Genomic DNA, 19,626 nt, shown 5'->3' on the forward strand with positions numbered 1-19,626 from the left:
AGAACAAAGAAATATATTGGCAGGGAGCCGGCCTTGAAAGGAGTAAAAGTATGGCAGAAGAAAAGAAAGGTTTTTTCAGACGACTTGTCGATGGTCTCACAAAGACAAGAGATAATATTGTGTCCGGCATGGACAGTATTTTTAACGGATTTACACATATTGATGAGGACTTTTATGAAGAACTGGAGGAAGTCCTCATCATGGGCGATCTCGGAGTTCAGGCAACTTATGATATTCTGGACAAATTAAGAGAAAAGGTAAAAACCCAGCATATCAAAGAACCTGTTGAATGCAGACAAATCCTGATTGACAGCATCAAAGAGCAGATGGACGTCGGAGAAGCTGCTTATGAATTTGAAGAGAGAACTTCGGTGGTCATGGTCATTGGAGTGAATGGTGTCGGAAAGACAACTACGATTGGTAAATTAGCTGGAAAACTCCGCAGTCAGAATAAAAAAGTTGTGCTGGCTGCCGCAGATACATTTCGTGCTGCAGCGGGAGATCAGTTGAAAGAGTGGGCGAACCGTGCACAAGCAGAATTGATCGGAGGCCAGGAAGGTTCTGATCCTGCAGCCGTTGTCTATGACGCAGTTGCAGCTGCCAAGGCAAGACATGCCGATGTACTTTTGATTGATACTGCCGGACGGCTTCACAATAAGAAGAACCTGATGGAAGAGCTTCGTAAAATGAATAAAATCATTGACCGTGAATTTCCGGACGCATATCGTGAGACACTGGTAGTGCTAGATGCCACAACAGGTCAGAATGCACTTGCTCAGGCAAAGGAATTTAATGAAGTTGCTGATATTACCGGTGTTATCCTGACAAAAATGGATGGAACTGCAAAAGGTGGTATTGCAGTTGCAATCCAGGCGGAACTTGGTATTCCGGTAAAATATATCGGTGTCGGCGAGACGATTGATGATTTGCAGAAATTTAATTCTGATACATTTGTAAATGCATTGTTTGATGTAAAAGGAGAGAATGAAGTATGTTAACATTAGAAAAATTTGAAGAGGCAAGCGAAATTGTAAAAAACGTAACTCTTCCGACGAAACTGGTATACAGTGAAAACTTAAGCCAGCAGACGGGCGGTAAGGTTTATCTGAAGCCGGAAAATATGCAGTATACAGGAGCTTATAAAGTGCGTGGCGCATATTATAAGATCAGCACAATGTCTGAAGAGGCAAGAGCAAAAGGACTGGTGGCTGCATCAGCCGGAAACCATGCACAGGGTGTTGCATACGCAGCACAGAAATTCGGATGCAAGGCTACAATCGTTATGCCGACAGTAACACCATTGATCAAAGTAAATCGTACAAAAAGCTACGGCGCAGAGGTGATCCTTTACGGAGATGTCTATGATGATTCCTGTGCGTATGCCGAAAAACTGGCTCAGGAGCGCGGAAGTACATTTGTACATCCGTTTGATGACCTGGACATCGTAGCAGGTCAGGGAAGTATTGCAATGGAAATTGTGCAGGAGCTTCCAACCGTCGATTATATTCTTGCGCCAGTTGGCGGCGGCGGATTGATTACAGGTGTATCTACACTTGCAAAAATGTTGAATCCAAAGATTAAAGTGATTGGTGTTGAGCCTGCTGCTGCGCCAAGTATGACAATGGCACTTGCTTCTGGCGAGCCGGTTACATTGGACAGTGCAAATACCATAGCAGACGGTACTGCAGTAAAACGTGTCGGAGACCGCATTTTCGAGTATGCAAAGAAGAACATCGACCAGATGCTGACTGTAGAAGATGATGAGCTTGTCGGAGCTTTCCTCGATATGGTCGAAAATCATAAAATGATTGTTGAGAATTCCGGACTGCTGACAGTTGCAGCACTCAAGCAGTTAGATTTGAAAGGAAAGAAGGCGGTTGCAATTTTAAGTGGAGGCAACATGGATGTTATCACAATGTCTTCCATTGTACAGCATGGACTGATTCAGAGAGACCGTATCTTTTCGGCATCTGTATTACTTCCGGATAAACCGGGACAGCTTGCGCTTGTTGCTCAGACGATTGCTGATGCCCAGGGAAATGTTATTAAACTGGAGCATAATCAGTTCGTTAGCACCAACCGTAATGCTGCTGTGGAGCTTCGTATTACAATGGAAGCTTACGGTACAGAGCATAAGAACCAGATTATGAAAGCTCTGGAAGAAAAAGGATTCCGGCCAAGAGAGATCGGTGCAAAATTATATTAAATACTTCAAAATATCATAGAAGAGAAAACCAGAAAGAGCAAGATTCAAAAAAGTTTCGGGTTTTCTCTTTTTACTATGGGATTTCTGAAAGATTTTTGTTTTGTCTCTTGACATATAAGAGTGGATTGTATACAATTATACACGAAGTGCATTATATAAAAAGAAAGGTGACTTTTTAGTGTCAAAAAGATTCCGGGAGGTCACGAAGAAGGTTAAAATTATGGAAGAGTATCAGGACCGTTCTCTTAGAGGAAGGGTATTTGAAAAATTGAGGGAGGATATTTTATCCGGTGTCTATAAGGATTGTGATGAACTCAGGGAGATTACAATCGGTGAGGAGATGGGAGTTAGCAGGACTCCGGTTCGTGAGGCACTTAGGCAACTGGAACTGGAAGGACTTGTAAAGATTATTCCTAACAAAGGAGCCTATGTAACAGGCATTACGCCGAAAGATGTTCAGGATATTTACATGATTCGTTCTATGTTGGAAGGTATGTGCGCCAGATGGGCGACAGAGCATATCACTCCGGAACAGATTGAGCAGCTGGAAGAAATTGTTCTTTTATCTGAGTTTCATTTGAAAAAGGATAAGGACAAAGTTGTTCAGGTGTCAGATCTTGACGGTAAATTCCATCATGTTTTATATGAAGCATCCAACAGCCGGATTATGGAACATACGTTATCGGACTTTCACAAATATGTAAAGATGGCACGTATGTTGTCTGTAGGTGCAAAAAACCGGGCTGAGAAGTCCATCGAGGAGCACAAGGCAATTTTGGAAGCAATCAAAAAAGGGGATGCTGATGAAGCGGAAAGACTTGCAAATCTGCACATCATGCATGTAATGGAAAATCTTCATATCGAAATTGAAGATTAATGTTTCAAATTGTAAGAATCATATAAGTAAAGTTTATATAGTGGCAGGAGGACAAAGACATGGCGAAAATTAAAATGACAACACCAATTGTAGAGATGGACGGAGATGAGATGACAAGAATTCTTTGGAAGATGATCAAAGAACATCTTCTGAATCCATTTATTGAGCTAAATACAGATTATTATGATCTTGGACTTGAACATCGTAATGAGACGAATGATCAGGTTACATTTGATTCCGCAGAAGCAACAAAGAAGTACAAAGTAGCAGTAAAATGTGCAACAATTACACCGAATGCTGCGCGTATGCCAGAGTATAATCTGAAGGAAATGTGGAAAAGTCCGAATGGTACCATCCGTGCAATTTTAGATGGAACTGTATTCCGTGCACCGATCGTTGTAAAAGGAATTGAGCCATGCGTTAAAAATTGGAAAAAGCCAATTACCATTGCAAGACATGCTTATGGTGATGTATATAAAAATACAGAAATCAAGGTTCCTGGACCTGGAAAGGTAGAGCTTGTGTATACAGGAGATGATGGAACACAGATCAAAGAACTTGTCCACAAATATGACGGACCAGGGGTTGCTCAGGGAATCCATAACCTCTGTGGTTCTATCGAGAGCTTTGCCAGAAGCTGCTTCAATTACGCATTAGACACAAAGCAGGATCTCTGGTTCGCAACAAAAGATACAATTTCTAAGAAATATGACCACACATTTAAAGACATTTTCCAGGAAATCTTTGATGCAGAATATAAAGAGAAATTCGATGAAGCCGGTATCGAATATTTCTACACATTGATCGATGATGCTGTAGCGCGTGTTATGAAATCTGAAGGAGGCTACATCTGGGCATGCAAGAACTATGATGGAGATGTTATGAGCGATATGATTTCTTCTGCATTTGGTTCTCTTGCCATGATGACATCCGTGCTTGTATCACCGGAAGGATATTACGAGTATGAAGCTGCTCACGGTACAGTACAGCGTCATTATTACAAGCATTTGAAAGGCGAAGAAACTTCTACTAACTCTGTTGCAACAATCTTTGCATGGAGCGGAGCTCTTCGTAAACGTGGTGAACTGGATCAAAATCAGGAGCTGATGGATTTTGCAGATAAATTAGAGAAGGCAACGATTGATACAATTGAGGAAGGAAAGATGACAAAAGATCTGGCTCTTATCACAACACTTCCGAATCCAACAGTGTTAAACAGTGAAGACTTTATTAAAGCGATTGCTGAAAAGTTAGTATAGAAAGAGTTGAAATGCATGGAATACTGGGATATTTATGATAAAAACAAACAGCTGACCGGGCGAAAAATGAAGCGCAATGACTGGTGCCTGAAAGATGATGAGTATCACTTGACAGTGTTAGGTGTGATCCGCCGTCCAGATGGAAAATATCTGATTACCCGCCGCGTTCTGACAAAGGCATGGGCACCAGGCTGGTGGGAAGTTTCCGGAGGCGCTGCACAGGCAGGTGAAAGCTCCGAGGAAGCGGTACGTCGTGAGGTACTGGAAGAAACAGGATTGGATGTAAATGGCTGTGTGGGCGGTTATATGTTTACCTATCACAGAGAAAATCCTGGAGAAGGCGACAATTATTTTGTAGATGTCTATCGTTTTGAGAAGGATTTTAAAGAAGAAGACCTGCATCTTCAGACAGAAGAGACTGCAGGATATAAGATTGCAACAGCTGATGAGATTAAGGCTCTGGCTGACGAAGGAATCTTCCTGCATTATGATAGTATCAAACGTGTTTTTGAAGAGTAAAAAAATGAGCTGGCTTATTCGGCCAGCTCTTCCCATTTTTCATATAAAGTTTCAAGTTCAGCGTCAATTTCTGCACGTTCTTTTGCAAGTTCCTGACATTTTACTGAATTCGTATAAACTTCCTCCTGCGACATTAGAATATCAATTTCAGCACTTCTATCTTCCAGAACACCGATCCGTTCTTCTGTCTTTTTGAATTCATTAGCGCGTTTCCGTTCTTTTGCCTGAGCTTCTTTTTGTTCCTGCCAGCTTAACTTTGAATCAGAGGCCAAGTCAGCAGCTGCAGAAGAGGAATTATTTTCTAAGCGAGACGTATTGGAATATGCGGCTGTCAGTTCTTCTTTTTTCTCAAGATAATAATCATAATTTCCAATATAATTTACAAACGTATGATTAACAAGATCCATGATACGTGTTGCAGTCTGATTGATAAAGTAACGGTCGTGTGAAACATAAAGAACCGTTCCTGTGTAATTATTCAGTGCATGTTCCAGAATCTCTTTTGATGTAATATCCAGATGGTTGGTCGGCTCATCGAGAATCAGGAAGTTCGCTTCAGAAAGCATCAGCTTTGCAAGGGACACGCGTCCACGTTCGCCACCGCTTAAGTCACTAATAAGTTTAAATACATCATCTCCGGTAAATAAAAATGCTGCCAGCACTTTACGGATCTGCGTGTTATTAAGATTAGGATAGTCGTCGGAAATCTCCTGGAAAATAGTTTTTTCCATGTGTAGAACGTGGTGTTCCTGATCGTAGTAACCAATCTTTACATTAGAACCGAGACGGAAACTTCCAGAATCAGCTTTGAGTACCTGATTTAAAATCTTAAGGATTGTTGTTTTTCCGGTTCCATTATCTCCGATGATCGCGACATGTTCCCCACGCTTGATTTCGAAGCTGACATCTTCAAATAAAATCTGTGGTGGAAATGCTTTGCTTAAATGCTCGACACTTAAGACATCATTACCGCTGACACAGGAAGGTTCCAGTGTTAAATGCATATCTGTATGTAGTTCCATCGGTTTTTCAACCGGGGTCATCTTATCCAGCATCTTTTCACGGCTTTCTGCACGCTTGATGGATTTTTCGCGGTTGAAGGAGCGGAGCTTTTCAATGACCGCTTCCTGATGCTTAATTTCCTGCTGCTGGTTCAGATACTCTTTCATTCTGGCTTCACGGAGCATTTCTTTTTTTTGGGCGTAATCTGTATAATTGCCCATGAAAGTGGTAAGCTTGCCAAGTTCAATCTCGACGACTTTTGTTACAACCCGGTTCAGGAAATACCGGTCATGAGAGACAATCAGTACTGCACCGGGATAATTCAGAAGATAAGTTTCCAGCCATGAGATGGAATTTAAATCCAAATGGTTGGTTGGCTCGTCCAAAAGCAGAATATCTGGCTTTGTGAGGAGCAGTTTTCCGAGAGAAACACGGGTTTTCTGACCTCCGGATAAAGTTGCAACCGGTTTTGCGAATTCTTCTTCTGTAAATCCCAGTCCTTTTAAAACACCAGTGATTTCACTTTCGCAGGCGTATCCATTTTCACGTTCGAATGCTGCTGTGAGCCGCTGGTATGTATTCATACGTTCTTCCAGACGTTCTCCGCTTAAATGCTTCATTTCCTGTTCAATCTCACGAATCTGCCGCTCCATGTCGAGAATATCGGCTTTTGCAGTGCGTACCTCTTGATAGATCGTATGGTCATTATTCATATCCTGATGCTGTGCCAGATATCCCATCGTCTTGCCGCGTGTCAGAACAACATTGCCGCCGTCCGCCTGAATCTCACCAACGATCATCTTAAGAAGTGTTGTCTTTCCAGCACCGTTCGGTCCTACGAGAGCTGCTTTTTCGTGGTCTTCTATATGAAAGGAGCCGCCGGAGACAATTACTTCCTCTCCAAAGGCTTTTTTGATATTGTGACATGCAAGTATCATCCTATCCTCCTTGATAAAATCCTGTGATTTTGAGAAATAAAGATGCCGCAGGGCTGCGTCCGGCGCTGCGACCGCATAATTTTGGCATCATCTTATACTATTATAACGAAAATACTACAAAAAACAACTAAAAAGTTTGACATTATACTAACGATTGCCTATAATAATGAGTAGAAATTTTTGAAGGAAGGAGGTGCGGATCATGCAAAACAGGGGAATTTCACAGGCAGTTATCCGTAGATTACCCAGATATTATAGATACCTTGGGGAGCTGATCGAGCAGGGAGTAGAACGAATCTCTTCCAATGAGCTTAGTAAAAGAATGAAAGTAACAGCTTCCCAGATTCGTCAGGATCTTAATAATTTTGGCGGATTCGGGCAACAGGGGTATGGCTATAATGTAAAATATCTGTACTCAGAAATCGGAAAAATTCTTGGATTGGAACAGGATCATAATATTATTATTATTGGTGCTGGTAATTTGGGGCGTGCACTTGCGAACTATGCATCATTTGAAAAGCGGGGATTTATCTTAAAAGGATTGTTTGATATCAATCCGGAGCTTGACGGGCAAGAAGTTCGTGGTGTTCCAATTCAGATGATGGACGAGCTTCCGAAATTTGTAGATGAGAACAGTATCGATATTGCAGCATTGACGATTCCAAAGGATGAGTCAATCAAAGTCGCAAAATTTCTGGCAGATCACAATGTTCACGGAATATGGAATTTTGCACATACAGATCTGAATCTTCCGGAAAGTGTGATTGTTGAGAATGTACATTTATCCGAGAGTCTGATGAGGCTGTCATATAATATATGCCGCTACAAGGAAGAACATAATTAAGGAGATAACGTGTAAAGACAGGTTTGTTCAGATTGCATCCTGGCTTTGCACGTTTCTTTCTATCAGGAGGAATCAAAACTATGAGATATTTGCCAGATGCTAAACAGATGAAAACGGCAGATTCATTTACGATAAATGAACTTAAAATCCCGTCCCTGGAACTTATGGAACGGGCTGCCAGAGCATGTGTAGATCACATTAAAGACTGGAAAATTAATTTAAATAAAATATGTGTCCTCTGTGGTTCTGGAAATAATGGCGGGGACGGCTTTGCGATTGCCAGAATGTTTGCATGGGAAGGGTGTGACGTAACAGCAGTTCTGGTCGGAAACAGAGATCACTGCACACCAGAGACTGCCCATCAGATAGAACAGTTGAAAAATACAGGAGCACAGTTTAAGGAGCGGTTTGAGCAAGAAGCATTTGAAAGTGAACCGTATACTTTAATTATCGATGCAATTTTTGGAGTTGGACTTTGCCGGGAGGTTGGAGGCAGATATGCACAGATTATAGAGTGTGTGAATCAGTCTGATGCAGTCCGTATGTCCGTGGATATTCCTTCCGGAATTTGCGCAACTACAGGAAATGTATTAGGAACTGCAGTGCGTGCAGACTATACTGTGACAATTCAGGAGACGAAAGTTGGTCTTGTACTTGATCCGGGAAGAAGTTATGCAGGAATCTGTGTATCCGAGGATATCGGAATTGTATCACTTCCACTGGAAAGAGATGAGGAAACAGTTTGTACACTGGAGGGCAGTGATTATGCAGCACTTCTTCCGAAACGAAATGCGGACTCCAATAAAGGAACTTACGGAAAGCTTCTTATGATCACCGGAAGCAAAGGTATGTCAGGTGCTGCATATCTTGGCGCACTTGCAGCTTACAGGACAGGTACCGGGCTGGTGCAGATCTATACTGCTAAAGAGAATCTCGTGATCTTACAGAGCCAGATCCCGGAAGCGATCATTACAACTTATGAAAAATATGATGTCAATGAACTACATCGCTTGATCGACTGGGCAGATGTCGTAGCTATAGGTTCCGGACTTGGAACAAAGAAGACTGCAAGGAAGATTTTAAAAGAAACCATTGCATATACAAAGAAACCGTGTGTCATAGATGCAGACGGACTTAATATTTTGTCTGAACATATGGATTATCTGTGTGGTGCAGATTGTGAACATTTTATCTTTACACCGCACATGAAAGAATTTGAACGGATCAGCGGTTTGAAGATTGCTGAAGTAAAAAAAGATCGTATTGTAGCACTTCGTACATTTGTTAAAGAATATGACGTTACCTGTGTACTGAAGGATTCCAGAACAACCATTGCAAAGCCGAGAGAGCGGGTAGCGGTAAATCTATCCGGCTGTGCGGCTATGGCAAAAGCCGGATCCGGGGATGTGCTGGCAGGCATTATCGCATCGTATCTCGCACAGGGACTTTCTGAATGGGAAGCAGCGCTTCTCGGTGTTTATATTCACGGAAGAGCTGGTGAGATTATAGAGAAGGAACAAGGCGCATACAGTCTTCTCGCAAGGGAACTTGCACAAAAGGCAGGAACAGCCATGACGATACAGGAGGAAAACTAGATTATGAAACAATACAGCAGAGTATGTGAACGAGTGGATCTGGATGCAATTTTTTATAATTTCCAGATGATGAAAGCAAATATCAAAGATGGAGTACAGATGATCGCAGTTATCAAAACAGATGGATACGGACATGGTGCAGTCCAGATTGCCCGGTTACTGGAACCGGTAGACTATATCTGGGGCTACGCGGTTGCAACACTGGACGAAGCTGTCGTCTTGAGAAAAAATGAAATAAAAAAACCAATTCTTGTGCTTGGATGCATTTTCCCGGATCAGTGGGAAGCAATGATTGAAAATGAAGTCCGGATGACCACTTACACAGTAGAAATGGCGAAAGGAGTTTCGAATCTTGCGGTCAAAATGGGAAAAGATGCATATATTCATATTAAGCTGGATACCGGAATGTCAAGACTTGGTTTCCAGATTCATGAAGACAGTGTAGATGCAATTGAAGAAATTTCAAAAATGCCGGGACTTAAATTAGAAGGAATGTTCACACATTTTGCAAAAGCAGATGAAACAGACAAGGCATATACAGATGTTCAGATTGGAAAATACAACTATATGCGTGATGAACTTAAAAAGCGAGGTGTCTCATTTCCGATTTACCACTGCTCAAATAGTGCCGGTATCATTGATATTAAGAAAGCGAATATGGATCTGGTACGTGCCGGAATATCCATTTATGGATTGTATCCTTCCGAGGAGGTAGAAAAAAAGAATGTTCCGTTAAGACCGGCCATGGAACTGATCAGTCATGTCTCTTATGTAAAGACAGTTCCGGAAGGAACTCCGGTCAGCTATGGCGGAACCTATGTGACAGAAAAAGAGACTTCTCTTGCGACCATTCCGGTCGGCTACGGAGATGGATATCCCAGAAGTCTTTCTAACAAAGGTTATGTACTGATCCATGGCAAAAAAGCACCAATCCGCGGAAGAGTTTGTATGGACCAGTTTATGGTCGATGTGACAGATATTCCAGATGTAAAATTTGGTGATAAAGTAACACTGGTCGGTAAAGATGGTGAAGAATTTCTTCCGGTGGAGACTTTAAGTGATCTGTCTGGAAGATTTAACTATGAATTTGTCTGTGATCTCGGAAAGAGAATTCCAAGAGAATACATTCAGAATGGGCAGGTCATAGAACAGGTCGATTATTTTGATGTGTAATAGTAAGAAAGGGTAAAAGCCCAGACTGGGATGCCTGTGAATGGATTTTGCTTTATTCTTGCATGAAAATATAAGAATACTTCCGAAAAAGCTGGAAATACTTGTAGTATCATAGTAAAATCGGAGTGTGGACATTGTGCAGGTAAGACGTGGTGATATCTATTATGCAGATTTGAGTCCGGTGGTCGGCTCAGAACAGGGAGGGATTCGTCCGGTGCTGATTATTCAGAATGACGTAGGAAACCGTCACAGCCCGACTGTCATATGTGCGGCGATTACTTCCCGTATGAATAAGGCGAAGCTGCCGACTCATGTAGAGATAGATGCAAGAAAATATCAGATTGTAAAGAATTCTGTGGTATTATTAGAACAGATCCGAACCATAGACAAACAGCGCTTAAAGGACATGGTTTGTCACCTGGATAAAGAAATGATGTACAAAGTAGATGAAGCAATCAAAGTCAGTTTTGAGCTTCATACATAATCAAAGGAGTGAAAGAAAGTAGAATTATGGACGAGGCCAGACAGGGGACCGCGGATAAGCTGATCCGTAATGTGTTCCGATACATGGATAAGAACGCCCGGGATATCATGACTCACAGGAAGAATATTGTGGCGATAGATGAGGAGGAATCTCTGGAAGATGCACTGCATTTTATGCTGGAGACGAATTATTCAAGATTTCCGATTTACAGAGGAAGTATTGATGAGATCATCGGTTTTATGCATTTGCGTGAGGCCATGACATGCTATTTGAAAAACAATTACAGAAATGTTCCGGTCAAAGAATTACATTCTTACATAAGACCTGTAGATTTTATACCGGAGTCTAAGAATATTGATCGCCTTTTTAAGGAGATGCAGGCAAAGAAAAACCACATCGTAATTGTTATGGATGAATATGGGCAGACTTCCGGTCTTGTGACACTGGAAGATATACTGGAAGAAATTGTCGGAAATATTATGGACGAGCATGACGTGGAAGAAGAATTGATCATTGTACTTTCTGCCAGTTCCTATATCGCGAGCGGTATGCTGGAGCTGGAAAAACTGGGAGACCTTTTGCATGTTACATTTGACACGGAAGAGTATGGAACACTCAATGGCTTTATGATTGACAAGCTGGAACGTATCCCGAATGAAGGCGAAGAGTGCATTGTAGTATATAAGAACTACCGATTTACCGTTCTGGAAGTAAATGATAACACAATTCAAAGAGTAAAGATTGAAAAACTTCTGATGGCGTGATAGAATAAAGAACGTGTGAAAACAGATAGAAAAGAGGAATAGAAATGTCAGGACATTCAAAATTTGCCAATATTAAACATAAGAAAGAGAAAAATGATGCAGCAAAGGGTAAGATCTTTACGAAAATCGGAAAAGAACTTGCAGTTGCCGTAAAAGAAGGTGGAAGCGCTGATCCGGCTAACAACAGCCGTCTGCGTGATGTTATTGCAAAAGCAAAAGCTAACAATATGCCGAATGATACCATCGACAGAAATATCAAAAAAGCTGAAGGGGATGCCAATGCAGCAAACTACGAGCACATTACATATGAAGGATATGGTCCGAACGGAACTGCTATCATCGTAGAGGCTCTGACAGATAACAGAAACCGTACAGCTACGAATGTAAAGAATGCATTTACAAAAGGTAAGGGAAATGTAGGAACACCTGGATGTGTATCCTTTATGTTTGATAAAAAAGGTCAGATCATTGTAGATAAGGAAGAGTTCGACGGGGATTCTGATGAACTCATGATGACCGCACTTGATGCCGGAGCAGAGGACTTCTCAGAGGAAGAAGACAGCTTCGAGATCTTTACAACACCGGAAGATTTCAGTGCTGTACGTCAGGCTCTTGAAGAAGCTGGAATTCCAATGGCAGGTGCAGAGGTTACAATGATCCCTCAGACATATGTCGAACTGACAGATGAGAAAGACATCGCAAATATTCAGAAGACTCTGGATATGCTTGATGATGATGATGACGTTCAGGATGTTTATCATAACTGGGACGAGTAAAACATAAAAAGGGGATAAACTTATGAGTAATTACAAGATTGAAACAAAATGTATCCAGTCCGGTTATGAGCCGGGCAATGGAGAGCCGCGTGTACTTCCGATTTATCAGAGTACAACATTTAAATACAATAGCAGCGATCAGATGGGTCGTCTGTTCGCATTGGAGGAATCCGGATATTTTTATACAAGACTGCAGAATCCAACCAATGATGCAGTGGCAGCAAAAATCTGCGATTTGGAAGGCGGAGTTGCAGCAATGCTGACATCTTCTGGTCAGGCAGCGAACTTCTATGCCATTATGAATATCTGTGAAGAAGGAGATCATATTGTATGTGCTTCTGCAGTATATGGCGGTACCTATAACTTGTATGCCCATACAATCAAAAAGATGGGCATTGATGCAACATTTGTTGATCCGGAATGTACGACAGAAGAGTTAAATGCCGCATTCAAAGAGAATACAAAAGCTGTATTTGGTGAAACCATTGCCAATCCGGCTCTTGTAGTATTAGATCTCGAGAAATTTGCAGCGGCTGCTCATGCACATGGCGTACCGTTTATTGTGGATAATACATTTGCAACACCGGTCAACTGCCGTCCGTTCGAGTGGGGTGCAGATATCGTAACACATTCTACTACAAAATACATGGATGGACATGCCACATGTGTCGGAGGAGCTATCGTTGACAGTGGTAACTTTGACTGGGCTGCCCATGCAGATAAATTTCCGGGACTTACAACTCCGGATGAGACATATCACGGAATCGTATACACAGAGAAATTTGGAAAAGCTGCGTATATTACAAAGGCGACTTCTCAGTTAATGAGAGATTTAGGTTCCATTCCATCACCTCAGAATTCATTTATTCTGAATCTTGGACTTGAAACGCTTCCATTACGTGTGGAGCGTCATTGTGAAAATGCTCTGGCAGCTGCAAAATATCTGCAGGCACATGAAAAAGTAGCGTGGGTAAGTTGTCCGATGCTAGAAGGTGATAAACATTATGCACTTGCTAAGAAATATATGCCAAACGGAACTTGTGGAGTGATTACTTTTGGTCTGAAGGGTGGAAGAGAGGAAGCAGTCCGCATGATGGACAGCCTGAAGATGATTGCAATCGTGACTCATGTAGCCGATGCAAGAAGCTGTGTTCTCCATCCGGCAAGTCACACACACCGTCAGATGAATGATCAGGAGTTAAAAGAAGCTGGAGTACAGCCGGATCTGATCCGTTTCAGTGTTGGAATTGAAAATATTGATGATATTATTGCTGATTTAAGTCAGGCACTTGAACAGGTATAAAAGTATTCAAATACCTCCATACTAAGAAAAAAGTATGGAGGTATTTTTTATGGAAAAAGAAACAACTGAGGAAAAAAGAAATGAAATGAAAGAAACCGGCAGCATGAAACTTGACTCTAATAACCGGAAACATAATGTACGTCTTCTGACAATTATTGGAGAGATTGAAGGTCATGAAGCGGTATCCGGGAATACAAAAGCGACAAAATACGAACATCTTTTGCCGATGCTGGCTGAAGTAGAAGACAGCGAAGAGATTGATGGACTTCTGATCCTTTTAAATACAATGGGCGGGGATGTGGAAGCAGGACTATCTATTGCAGAGATGATCGCTTCTATTAGTAAACCGACAGTTTCTCTAGTCCTTGGAGGCAGCCATTCTATCGGAGGACCGCTGGCAGTGGCGGCAGATTACTCATTTATCGTCCCGAGCGGAACTATGATCATACATCCGGTCAGATCAAATGGCATGTTTATTGGAGTACAGCAAAGTCTCCAAAATATGATCCGGACTCAAAAACGCATTACAGGGTTTCTTGCAGCTCATTCCCATATGAACGAAGAACGTATCGAAGAACTGATGCTTAATCCGACGGAACTTGTCAAAGATGTCGGCACACTTCTGGAAGGAGAAGATGCGGTCAGGGAAGGTCTGATTGATGAAGTTGGAGGAATGAGCCATGCATTAAGGAAACTTCACCAGATGATTGACGAAAAATAATCATTCATGTATACTATAGTGTGATATGTTTTGCGCATAAGGGGGAGTAAAAAATATGGCTGCAAAGTCAAAAAAGAAAACTGGCAGAAAGCAGACAAAGAAAAAAAAGACCGAACAAAGTTTTTTAGGGGAGGAAATCTTTGTCTGGGTTACTCTGGCAGTCAGTATTTTGCTATTGATCAGTAATTTCGGATTTGGCGGAAACATTGGCTATCATGTATCCGGGGCTCTAAAGCACGGCTTTGGGATCGTTGCCTATCTTGTCCCATTTTTACTGTTTGGAATCGTATCATTTTTAATATCAAATAAAGAAAATAGAATCGCATATATAAAATCTGCGCTTGTGCTGGTTTTTATGATCCTTACCTGTACACTTTTAGACCTGATCCATGAGATGGGCGGAAGACTTGGAAGCTTTATTGCAAACCTTCTTATACCCGCAGTCGGAGTGGCAGGTACATATGTAATTGTAATAATCTGTATGATTATCTGTGGAGTGATCATTACTGGTAAATCTGCTTTAAAGGGAGTAAAAGCAAAAGGTGATCAGGCCTACGGCCGCGCAAGAGAAGATGCCAAAAGAAGACGTAAAATTTCAGAAGAACGTAAAGCCAAGCGTGCTAAGATGCGTGAGCAGGAACAAAAAGCTGCCAAAAACACAAACTCTAACGAAAAACGATCGGATCACCGCGTAACGGGAGTTTCTCTGGCAACCAGACTTTCTGATAAGTTCCAGTCACCGGAGATGAAGGAAATAAAGAGTAATCCGGAAATGATACCGGAAGAAGATAAAACAAAAAAACAGCCGGATTTTGTGATCAACAGGGCTCCTGATATTCCAATAGAAGATATTCCGGAAGAATCAGATGTGACGGAGGAAGCCTTTGATTTTACACAGGCAGACAAGAATCCGACAGACTCTTCTTCGGAAAGTTCTGTGCGTAAAAGTAAGATGGGGGCAGCTCCGGTTGCCGATGAAGTTGCGCGTGTTGCAGCAGAAGCTGCGAAGACAACAGCGGCTGTAAGAACAAAAGCATATAAAATGCCACCGGTATCACTTCTGAATCGTGGTAGTGAAGGACGTCAGGAATCGGATGCAAAGCTTCGGGAAACTGCTATGAAGCTTCAGGAGATTCTGGCGAATTTTGGAGTAAATGTAACAGTTACAAATGTAAGCTGTGGTCCTGCTGTCACGCGTTATGAGCTTCAGCCGGAAATGGGTGTGAAAGTAAGTAAAATTGTCGGACTGGCAGACGATATCAAGCTGAACCTGGCCGCCGCAGATATTCGAATCGAGGCACCGATTCCGGGAAAAGCAGCTGTAGGAATTGAAGTTCCGAATAAGGAAAATTCTACAGTCATGCTTGGGAATCTTCTAGCGTCCAAAGAATTTAAAGACAGTACCTCTAAAATATCGTTTGCAGTTGGAAAAGATATCGGAGGTAAGGTTGTCGTTACAGATATAGCAAAGATGCCACATGTGCTGATCGCAGGTGCTACAGGTTCCGGTAAGTCTGTCTGTATTAATACATTGATCATGAGCATCCTTTATAAAGCAACTCCGGATGAAGTCAAATTAATTATGATCGATCCTAAAGTTGTAGAATTAAGTGTTTACAAAGGCATTCCACATCTGATGATCGACGTGGTGACAGACCCGAAAAAGGCAGCTGGTGCTCTGAACTGGGCAGTAGCTGAGATGACAAGGCGTTATCAGGCATTTGCGTCATTGAATGTACGTGATATCAAAGGATATAATGCGAAAATTGAATCTATGCCGGATCATGCAGATGAAGCAAAAGGACATAAGATGTCGCAGATTGTCATTATTGTAGACGAGCTTGCAGATCTTATGATGGTTGCTCCTGGCGAAGTTGAAGAAGCAATTTGCCGGCTGGCACAGCTTGCAAGAGCAGCAGGAATTCATCTGGTCATTGCAACACAGCGTCCGTCTGTCAATGTTATCACAGGATTGATTAAAGCAAACATGCCGTCAAGAATCGCGTTTTCTGTAACTTCTGGAGTTGATTCCAGAACCATCATTGATATGAATGGCGCTGAAAAATTACTTGGAAAAGGAGATATGCTCTTTTATCCATCCGGTTATCAGAAACCGGTACGAGTCCAGGGAGCTTTTGTATCGGATAAAGAAGTGCAGAAAGTTGTTGATTATTTAATTGACAAAAATGGAAATGCCAATTACGATGAAGAAGTTGTCAATCATGTAAATACATCCAATATTGGCATGGTATCTTCAAACGGACCAGGTGCCGATGAAAGTAATGGGCGAGATGCCTATTTTATAGACGCAGGTCGTCTTATCATTGATAAGGACAAGGCTTCCATAGGGATGCTGCAGAGAGCGTTCAAGATTGGCTTTAACCGTGCAGCACGTATTATGGATCAATTGTGTGAAGCGGGGATTGTCGGTGGCGAAGAGGGAACAAAACCGCGCAAAATCCTCATGACACCAGAAGAATTTGAACAATACATACAAAATATAAATACTACTGAATAATCAGAGGAGGTCAGTATAGACAATGAAATGCAGGTATTGTAAGGCAGAAATACCAGAAGGGGAATTATATTGTAAAAAATGTGGGCGAGAGGTACAGATTGTACCAGATTACAATCCACTTGAAGAAATGTTAACGGCTCAGATCCAATTAGATGGCAATGAGCAGGAATCGGAGCTCGATCAATATATAAATCAAAAACGCAGAAATAATAACAGGACAGGACAATCTGCTGGCAGAAATACAGGAAGAAGTGCATCACGAACAACAGCGGCTATGACTGGAAGAAGAATGACCGGGAATACTACGGGGCAGATGCTAACTGAAAAGGAAAGAAGAAAACGGCAGAGCGCAAAAGCAGCAAGAAAGAAAGCTTTGCGCAGAAAAAGACGAATCGTCCTGCTTATTATGGCTGCAATCGTAGTATTAGCAGGTGCCGGATTCTATGTTGTATATCAGAATTCCTATAACGGGATTATGAAAAAAGCACAAAAAGCCGCGCAGTCAAAAGATTATACCACTGCAGAAGCTTATTATAAACAGGCAATTTCCAAAAATACTAAAAAAGCAGATGCTTACACAGGTCTTGCAGATGTTTATCAGTCACAGGATAAGACAGATGAAGGTACAACATTATTTGAAGAAGCAGTTAGCAAGCAATCTGGTAATGTTGAACTTTATAAAGCATGTATGGATTTTTATTTGAAATCAGATCAGAACATGGAAATTCCAGAACTTTTGGATTCTGTCAATGATTCCATGTTGGAGAAATTAAGCGATTATGTTGTAGATGAACCAAAGTTCAGTCTGGAGGATTCTACGACTTATGATGATGTCCAAAAATTACTTCTGACTGCAGATAAAGATACAATCTACTATACAACGGATGGTACAGATCCTAATCTGACAAGTACGAAGTACACTAGTGAAGGCATACAGATCAGCGAGGGTGAGACAACCATAAAAGCAATTGCTGTCAACAAAAAAGGGGTGCCGAGTGCAATCGGTAAGAAGACTTACACGGTAGAATTCCCTGTAGAAGATGCACCGGCGGTCTCCCCGTCAACAGGACAGTACGATGAAGCAGTTCCGATTGAAGTAAAAGTACCGGATGGATATACTGCATATTACACGACAGACGGTACAGACCCGACAACAGCATCTACAAAATATACCGGGCCAATCGACATGCCAAAGGGAGAAACTCTTTTTAAAGTCGTACTTGTCAATGGAAAAGGGCGTATGAGTGGTATTACCACTAGAAATTATATGTATGATAACCAATAATTGTTATCTTATTATGTAGAAAAAGAAAAAATTACCAGAAAAATATTGCGTTAAATTATTATCAATGCTATAATGCAACTGTGATAAAAATTTAACGCAATTATTTTATGGAGGAAAAAAATCATGGCAAGATTTACATTACCAAGAGACATTTATCATGGAGAAGGAGCTTTAGAAGAGCTGAAGAACTTAAAAGGTAAAAAGGCAATCGTTGTTGTCGGTGGCGGCGCAATGAAACGCCAGGGATTCCTTGCAAAAGTTGAAGACTACTTGAAAGAAGCTGGAATGGAAGTTGCTCTTTTCGAAGGTGTAGAACCAGACCCGTCTGTTGAAACTGTAATGAAAGGTGCAAAGGCTATGCAGGAATTCGAGCCTGACTGGATCGTAGCTATGGGTGGTGGATCACCGATTGATGCGGCAAAAGCTATGTGGGCTTTCTATGAGTATCCGGAAATAACATTTGAAGATCTGATTACACCATTCAGTTTCCCGGAATTAAGACAGAAAGCAAAATTTGCAGCAATCCCTTCAACCTCCGGAACTGCAACTGAAGTAACAGCATTTTCTGTTATCACAGATTATGCAAAAGGAATCAAGTACCCTCTGGCAGATTTTAACATCACACCAGATGTTGCAATTGTTGACCCGGCTCTTGTAGCTGAACTTCCTGTAAAGCAGGTTGCTTACACAGGTATGGATGCCTTGACACATGCGATTGAAGCATATGTATCTACATTGAACTGTCCATATACAGATCCGCTTGCACTCAAAGCAATCGAGATGGTATTTGATTATCTTCCGGCATCCTACAGATGCAATATGGAAGCAAGAGCAAAAATGCACGATGCACAGTGTCTGGCTGGAATGGCATTCTCTAATGCATTACTTGGAATCGTACATTCTATGGCTCATAAAACAGGAGCTGCATTCTCTACAGGACATATTACACATGGTCTTGCAAATGCAATGTATCTTCCATATGTAATCAAATATAATGCAAAAGATCCTGTAGCAGCTAAGAGATATGCTGAAATTGCAAGATTTGTAGGACTTGGTGGAGCATCTGAAAAAGCACTCATCAACAGTCTTTGTGAGAAAATCAATGAATTCAATGTTATCTTAAATATTCCGGCTACATTAAAGGATTTCGGAATCAAAGAAGATGAATTTAAAGAAAAAATTGCTACAATCTCTGAAAATGCTGTTGGAGATGCCTGTACAGGTTCTAATCCAAGAACAATTGATCCAGCTACAATGGAAAGACTGTTTACATGTATTTATTATGGAACAGAAGTTGATTTTTAATTAACAACAATGTTAAAAAAATAATTTTAATAAAATAATGATGAAACGGCAGGTATT

Annotated in this window: 17 protein-coding genes; 16 read left to right on the forward strand and 1 reads right to left on the reverse strand. The window is 41.4% G+C overall.

The genetic code is table 11. The features are described from left to right. The first annotated feature begins 50 nt into the window (after positions 1-50). The 5 genes from ftsY to LI149_RS00575 all read left to right on the forward strand — a co-directional run bounded on the left by ftsY (position 51) and on the right by LI149_RS00575 (position 4,861). Complete coding sequence (ftsY, locus tag LI149_RS00555; RefSeq protein ID WP_227078241.1) at positions 51-998, forward strand: signal recognition particle-docking protein FtsY; 948 nt, start codon at positions 51-53, stop codon at positions 996-998. Continuing rightward, on the forward strand, positions 992-2,206 hold the full coding sequence (gene ilvA / locus LI149_RS00560; RefSeq protein ID WP_005332608.1) for a threonine ammonia-lyase: 1,215 nt from the start codon (positions 992-994) through the stop codon (positions 2,204-2,206). The genes ftsY and ilvA overlap by 7 nt, the downstream gene beginning before the upstream one ends. A 220-nt stretch (positions 2,207-2,426) precedes the next feature. Further along, a complete protein-coding gene (locus LI149_RS00565; RefSeq protein WP_005336501.1) occupies positions 2,427-3,083 on the forward strand; it encodes a GntR family transcriptional regulator in 657 nt (218 codons plus the stop codon). A 59-nt stretch (positions 3,084-3,142) separates the two neighbouring features. After that, positions 3,143-4,342, forward strand: a complete 1,200-nt coding sequence (locus tag LI149_RS00570; protein WP_117494265.1) for an NADP-dependent isocitrate dehydrogenase — start codon at positions 3,143-3,145, stop codon at positions 4,340-4,342. A gap of 15 nt (positions 4,343-4,357) precedes the next feature. Beyond that, the gene (locus LI149_RS00575; RefSeq protein WP_227078242.1) at positions 4,358-4,861 is read left to right on the forward strand and encodes an NUDIX domain-containing protein; all 504 of its coding nucleotides are present in this window, start codon (positions 4,358-4,360) and stop codon (positions 4,859-4,861) included. Between the two features lie 14 nt (positions 4,862-4,875). Here the strand turns inward: LI149_RS00575 and LI149_RS00580 are convergent, their stop codons facing one another. After that, positions 4,876-6,801 carry an ABC-F family ATP-binding cassette domain-containing protein gene (locus LI149_RS00580; RefSeq protein ID WP_173785754.1) on the reverse strand — a complete coding sequence of 642 codons (1,926 nt, stop codon included), beginning with the start codon at positions 6,799-6,801 and terminating at the stop codon, positions 4,876-4,878. 202 nt (positions 6,802-7,003) lie between these two features. On the opposite strand from LI149_RS00580, the gene LI149_RS00585 reads away from it, so the two are divergent. From LI149_RS00585 to LI149_RS00635, 11 genes are all read left to right on the forward strand, one after another. Then, the gene (locus LI149_RS00585) at positions 7,004-7,645 is read left to right on the forward strand and encodes a redox-sensing transcriptional repressor Rex (protein ID WP_117656921.1); all 642 of its coding nucleotides are present in this window, start codon (positions 7,004-7,006) and stop codon (positions 7,643-7,645) included. 80 nt (positions 7,646-7,725) lie between these two features. Next, entirely contained in the window at positions 7,726-9,240 is a 1,515-nt protein-coding gene (locus LI149_RS00590) for an NAD(P)H-hydrate dehydratase (RefSeq protein WP_173785755.1), read from the forward strand. 3 nt (positions 9,241-9,243) lie between these two features. Beyond that, a complete protein-coding gene (gene alr / locus LI149_RS00595; protein ID WP_117656923.1) occupies positions 9,244-10,413 on the forward strand; it encodes an alanine racemase in 1,170 nt (389 codons plus the stop codon). 136 nt (positions 10,414-10,549) lie between these two features. Continuing rightward, positions 10,550-10,897, forward strand: coding sequence for a type II toxin-antitoxin system PemK/MazF family toxin (locus tag LI149_RS00600; RefSeq protein ID WP_005336494.1), 348 nt, complete (start codon positions 10,550-10,552; stop codon positions 10,895-10,897). An 8-nt stretch (positions 10,898-10,905) separates the two neighbouring features. After that, entirely contained in the window at positions 10,906-11,661 is a 756-nt protein-coding gene (locus LI149_RS00605; protein ID WP_227098407.1) for a hemolysin family protein, read from the forward strand. Positions 11,662-11,705: 44 nt separating this feature from the next. Next, on the forward strand, positions 11,706-12,437 hold the full coding sequence (locus tag LI149_RS00610; RefSeq protein WP_005332628.1) for a YebC/PmpR family DNA-binding transcriptional regulator: 732 nt from the start codon (positions 11,706-11,708) through the stop codon (positions 12,435-12,437). Between the two features lie 22 nt (positions 12,438-12,459). After that, positions 12,460-13,740: an O-acetylhomoserine aminocarboxypropyltransferase/cysteine synthase family protein gene (locus LI149_RS00615; protein ID WP_005332630.1), complete on the forward strand. Its 1,281-nt coding sequence runs from the start codon at positions 12,460-12,462 to the stop codon at positions 13,738-13,740. 49 nt (positions 13,741-13,789) lie between these two features. Continuing rightward, entirely contained in the window at positions 13,790-14,461 is a 672-nt protein-coding gene (locus LI149_RS00620) for a ClpP family protease (protein ID WP_005336485.1), read from the forward strand. Positions 14,462-14,516: 55 nt separating this feature from the next. Beyond that, positions 14,517-16,979 (forward strand): DNA translocase FtsK, encoded by a 2,463-nt coding sequence (locus LI149_RS00625; protein ID WP_173785758.1) that lies wholly within the window; start codon positions 14,517-14,519, stop codon positions 16,977-16,979. 22 nt (positions 16,980-17,001) lie between these two features. Continuing rightward, entirely contained in the window at positions 17,002-18,264 is a 1,263-nt protein-coding gene (locus tag LI149_RS00630; RefSeq protein WP_227142863.1) for a chitobiase/beta-hexosaminidase C-terminal domain-containing protein, read from the forward strand. Positions 18,265-18,387: 123 nt separating this feature from the next. Next, entirely contained in the window at positions 18,388-19,569 is a 1,182-nt protein-coding gene (locus LI149_RS00635; protein ID WP_005332637.1) for an iron-containing alcohol dehydrogenase, read from the forward strand. Positions 19,570-19,626 lie beyond the last annotated feature (57 nt).

The sequence above is a fragment of the Dorea sp. 210702-DFI.3.17 genome (assembly GCF_020560825.1).
GTDB classification, from domain to species: Bacteria; Bacillota; Clostridia; order Lachnospirales; family Lachnospiraceae; genus Dorea; species Dorea formicigenerans.

Excerpts from the sequence above, each read along its gene's own strand:
- ftsY (WP_227078241.1), top strand. The coding sequence starts at position 51 with ATGGCAGAAGAAAAGAAAGGTTTTTTCAGACGACTTGTCGATGGTCTC.
- ilvA (WP_005332608.1), top strand. The coding sequence starts at position 992 with ATGTTAACATTAGAAAAATTTGAAGAGGCAAGCGAAATTGTAAAAAAC.
- LI149_RS00565 (WP_005336501.1), top strand. The coding sequence starts at position 2,427 with ATGGAAGAGTATCAGGACCGTTCTCTTAGAGGAAGGGTATTTGAAAAA.
- LI149_RS00570 (WP_117494265.1), top strand. The coding sequence starts at position 3,143 with ATGGCGAAAATTAAAATGACAACACCAATTGTAGAGATGGACGGAGAT.
- LI149_RS00575 (WP_227078242.1), top strand. The coding sequence starts at position 4,358 with ATGGAATACTGGGATATTTATGATAAAAACAAACAGCTGACCGGGCGA.
- LI149_RS00580 (WP_173785754.1), bottom strand. The coding sequence starts at position 6,801 with ATGATACTTGCATGTCACAATATCAAAAAAGCCTTTGGAGAGGAAGTA.
- LI149_RS00585 (WP_117656921.1), top strand. The coding sequence starts at position 7,004 with ATGCAAAACAGGGGAATTTCACAGGCAGTTATCCGTAGATTACCCAGA.
- LI149_RS00590 (WP_173785755.1), top strand. The coding sequence starts at position 7,726 with ATGAGATATTTGCCAGATGCTAAACAGATGAAAACGGCAGATTCATTT.
- alr (WP_117656923.1), top strand. The coding sequence starts at position 9,244 with ATGAAACAATACAGCAGAGTATGTGAACGAGTGGATCTGGATGCAATT.
- LI149_RS00610 (WP_005332628.1), top strand. The coding sequence starts at position 11,706 with ATGTCAGGACATTCAAAATTTGCCAATATTAAACATAAGAAAGAGAAA.
- LI149_RS00615 (WP_005332630.1), top strand. The coding sequence starts at position 12,460 with ATGAGTAATTACAAGATTGAAACAAAATGTATCCAGTCCGGTTATGAG.
- LI149_RS00620 (WP_005336485.1), top strand. The coding sequence starts at position 13,790 with ATGGAAAAAGAAACAACTGAGGAAAAAAGAAATGAAATGAAAGAAACC.
- LI149_RS00625 (WP_173785758.1), top strand. The coding sequence starts at position 14,517 with ATGGCTGCAAAGTCAAAAAAGAAAACTGGCAGAAAGCAGACAAAGAAA.
- LI149_RS00630 (WP_227142863.1), top strand. The coding sequence starts at position 17,002 with ATGAAATGCAGGTATTGTAAGGCAGAAATACCAGAAGGGGAATTATAT.
- LI149_RS00635 (WP_005332637.1), top strand. The coding sequence starts at position 18,388 with ATGGCAAGATTTACATTACCAAGAGACATTTATCATGGAGAAGGAGCT.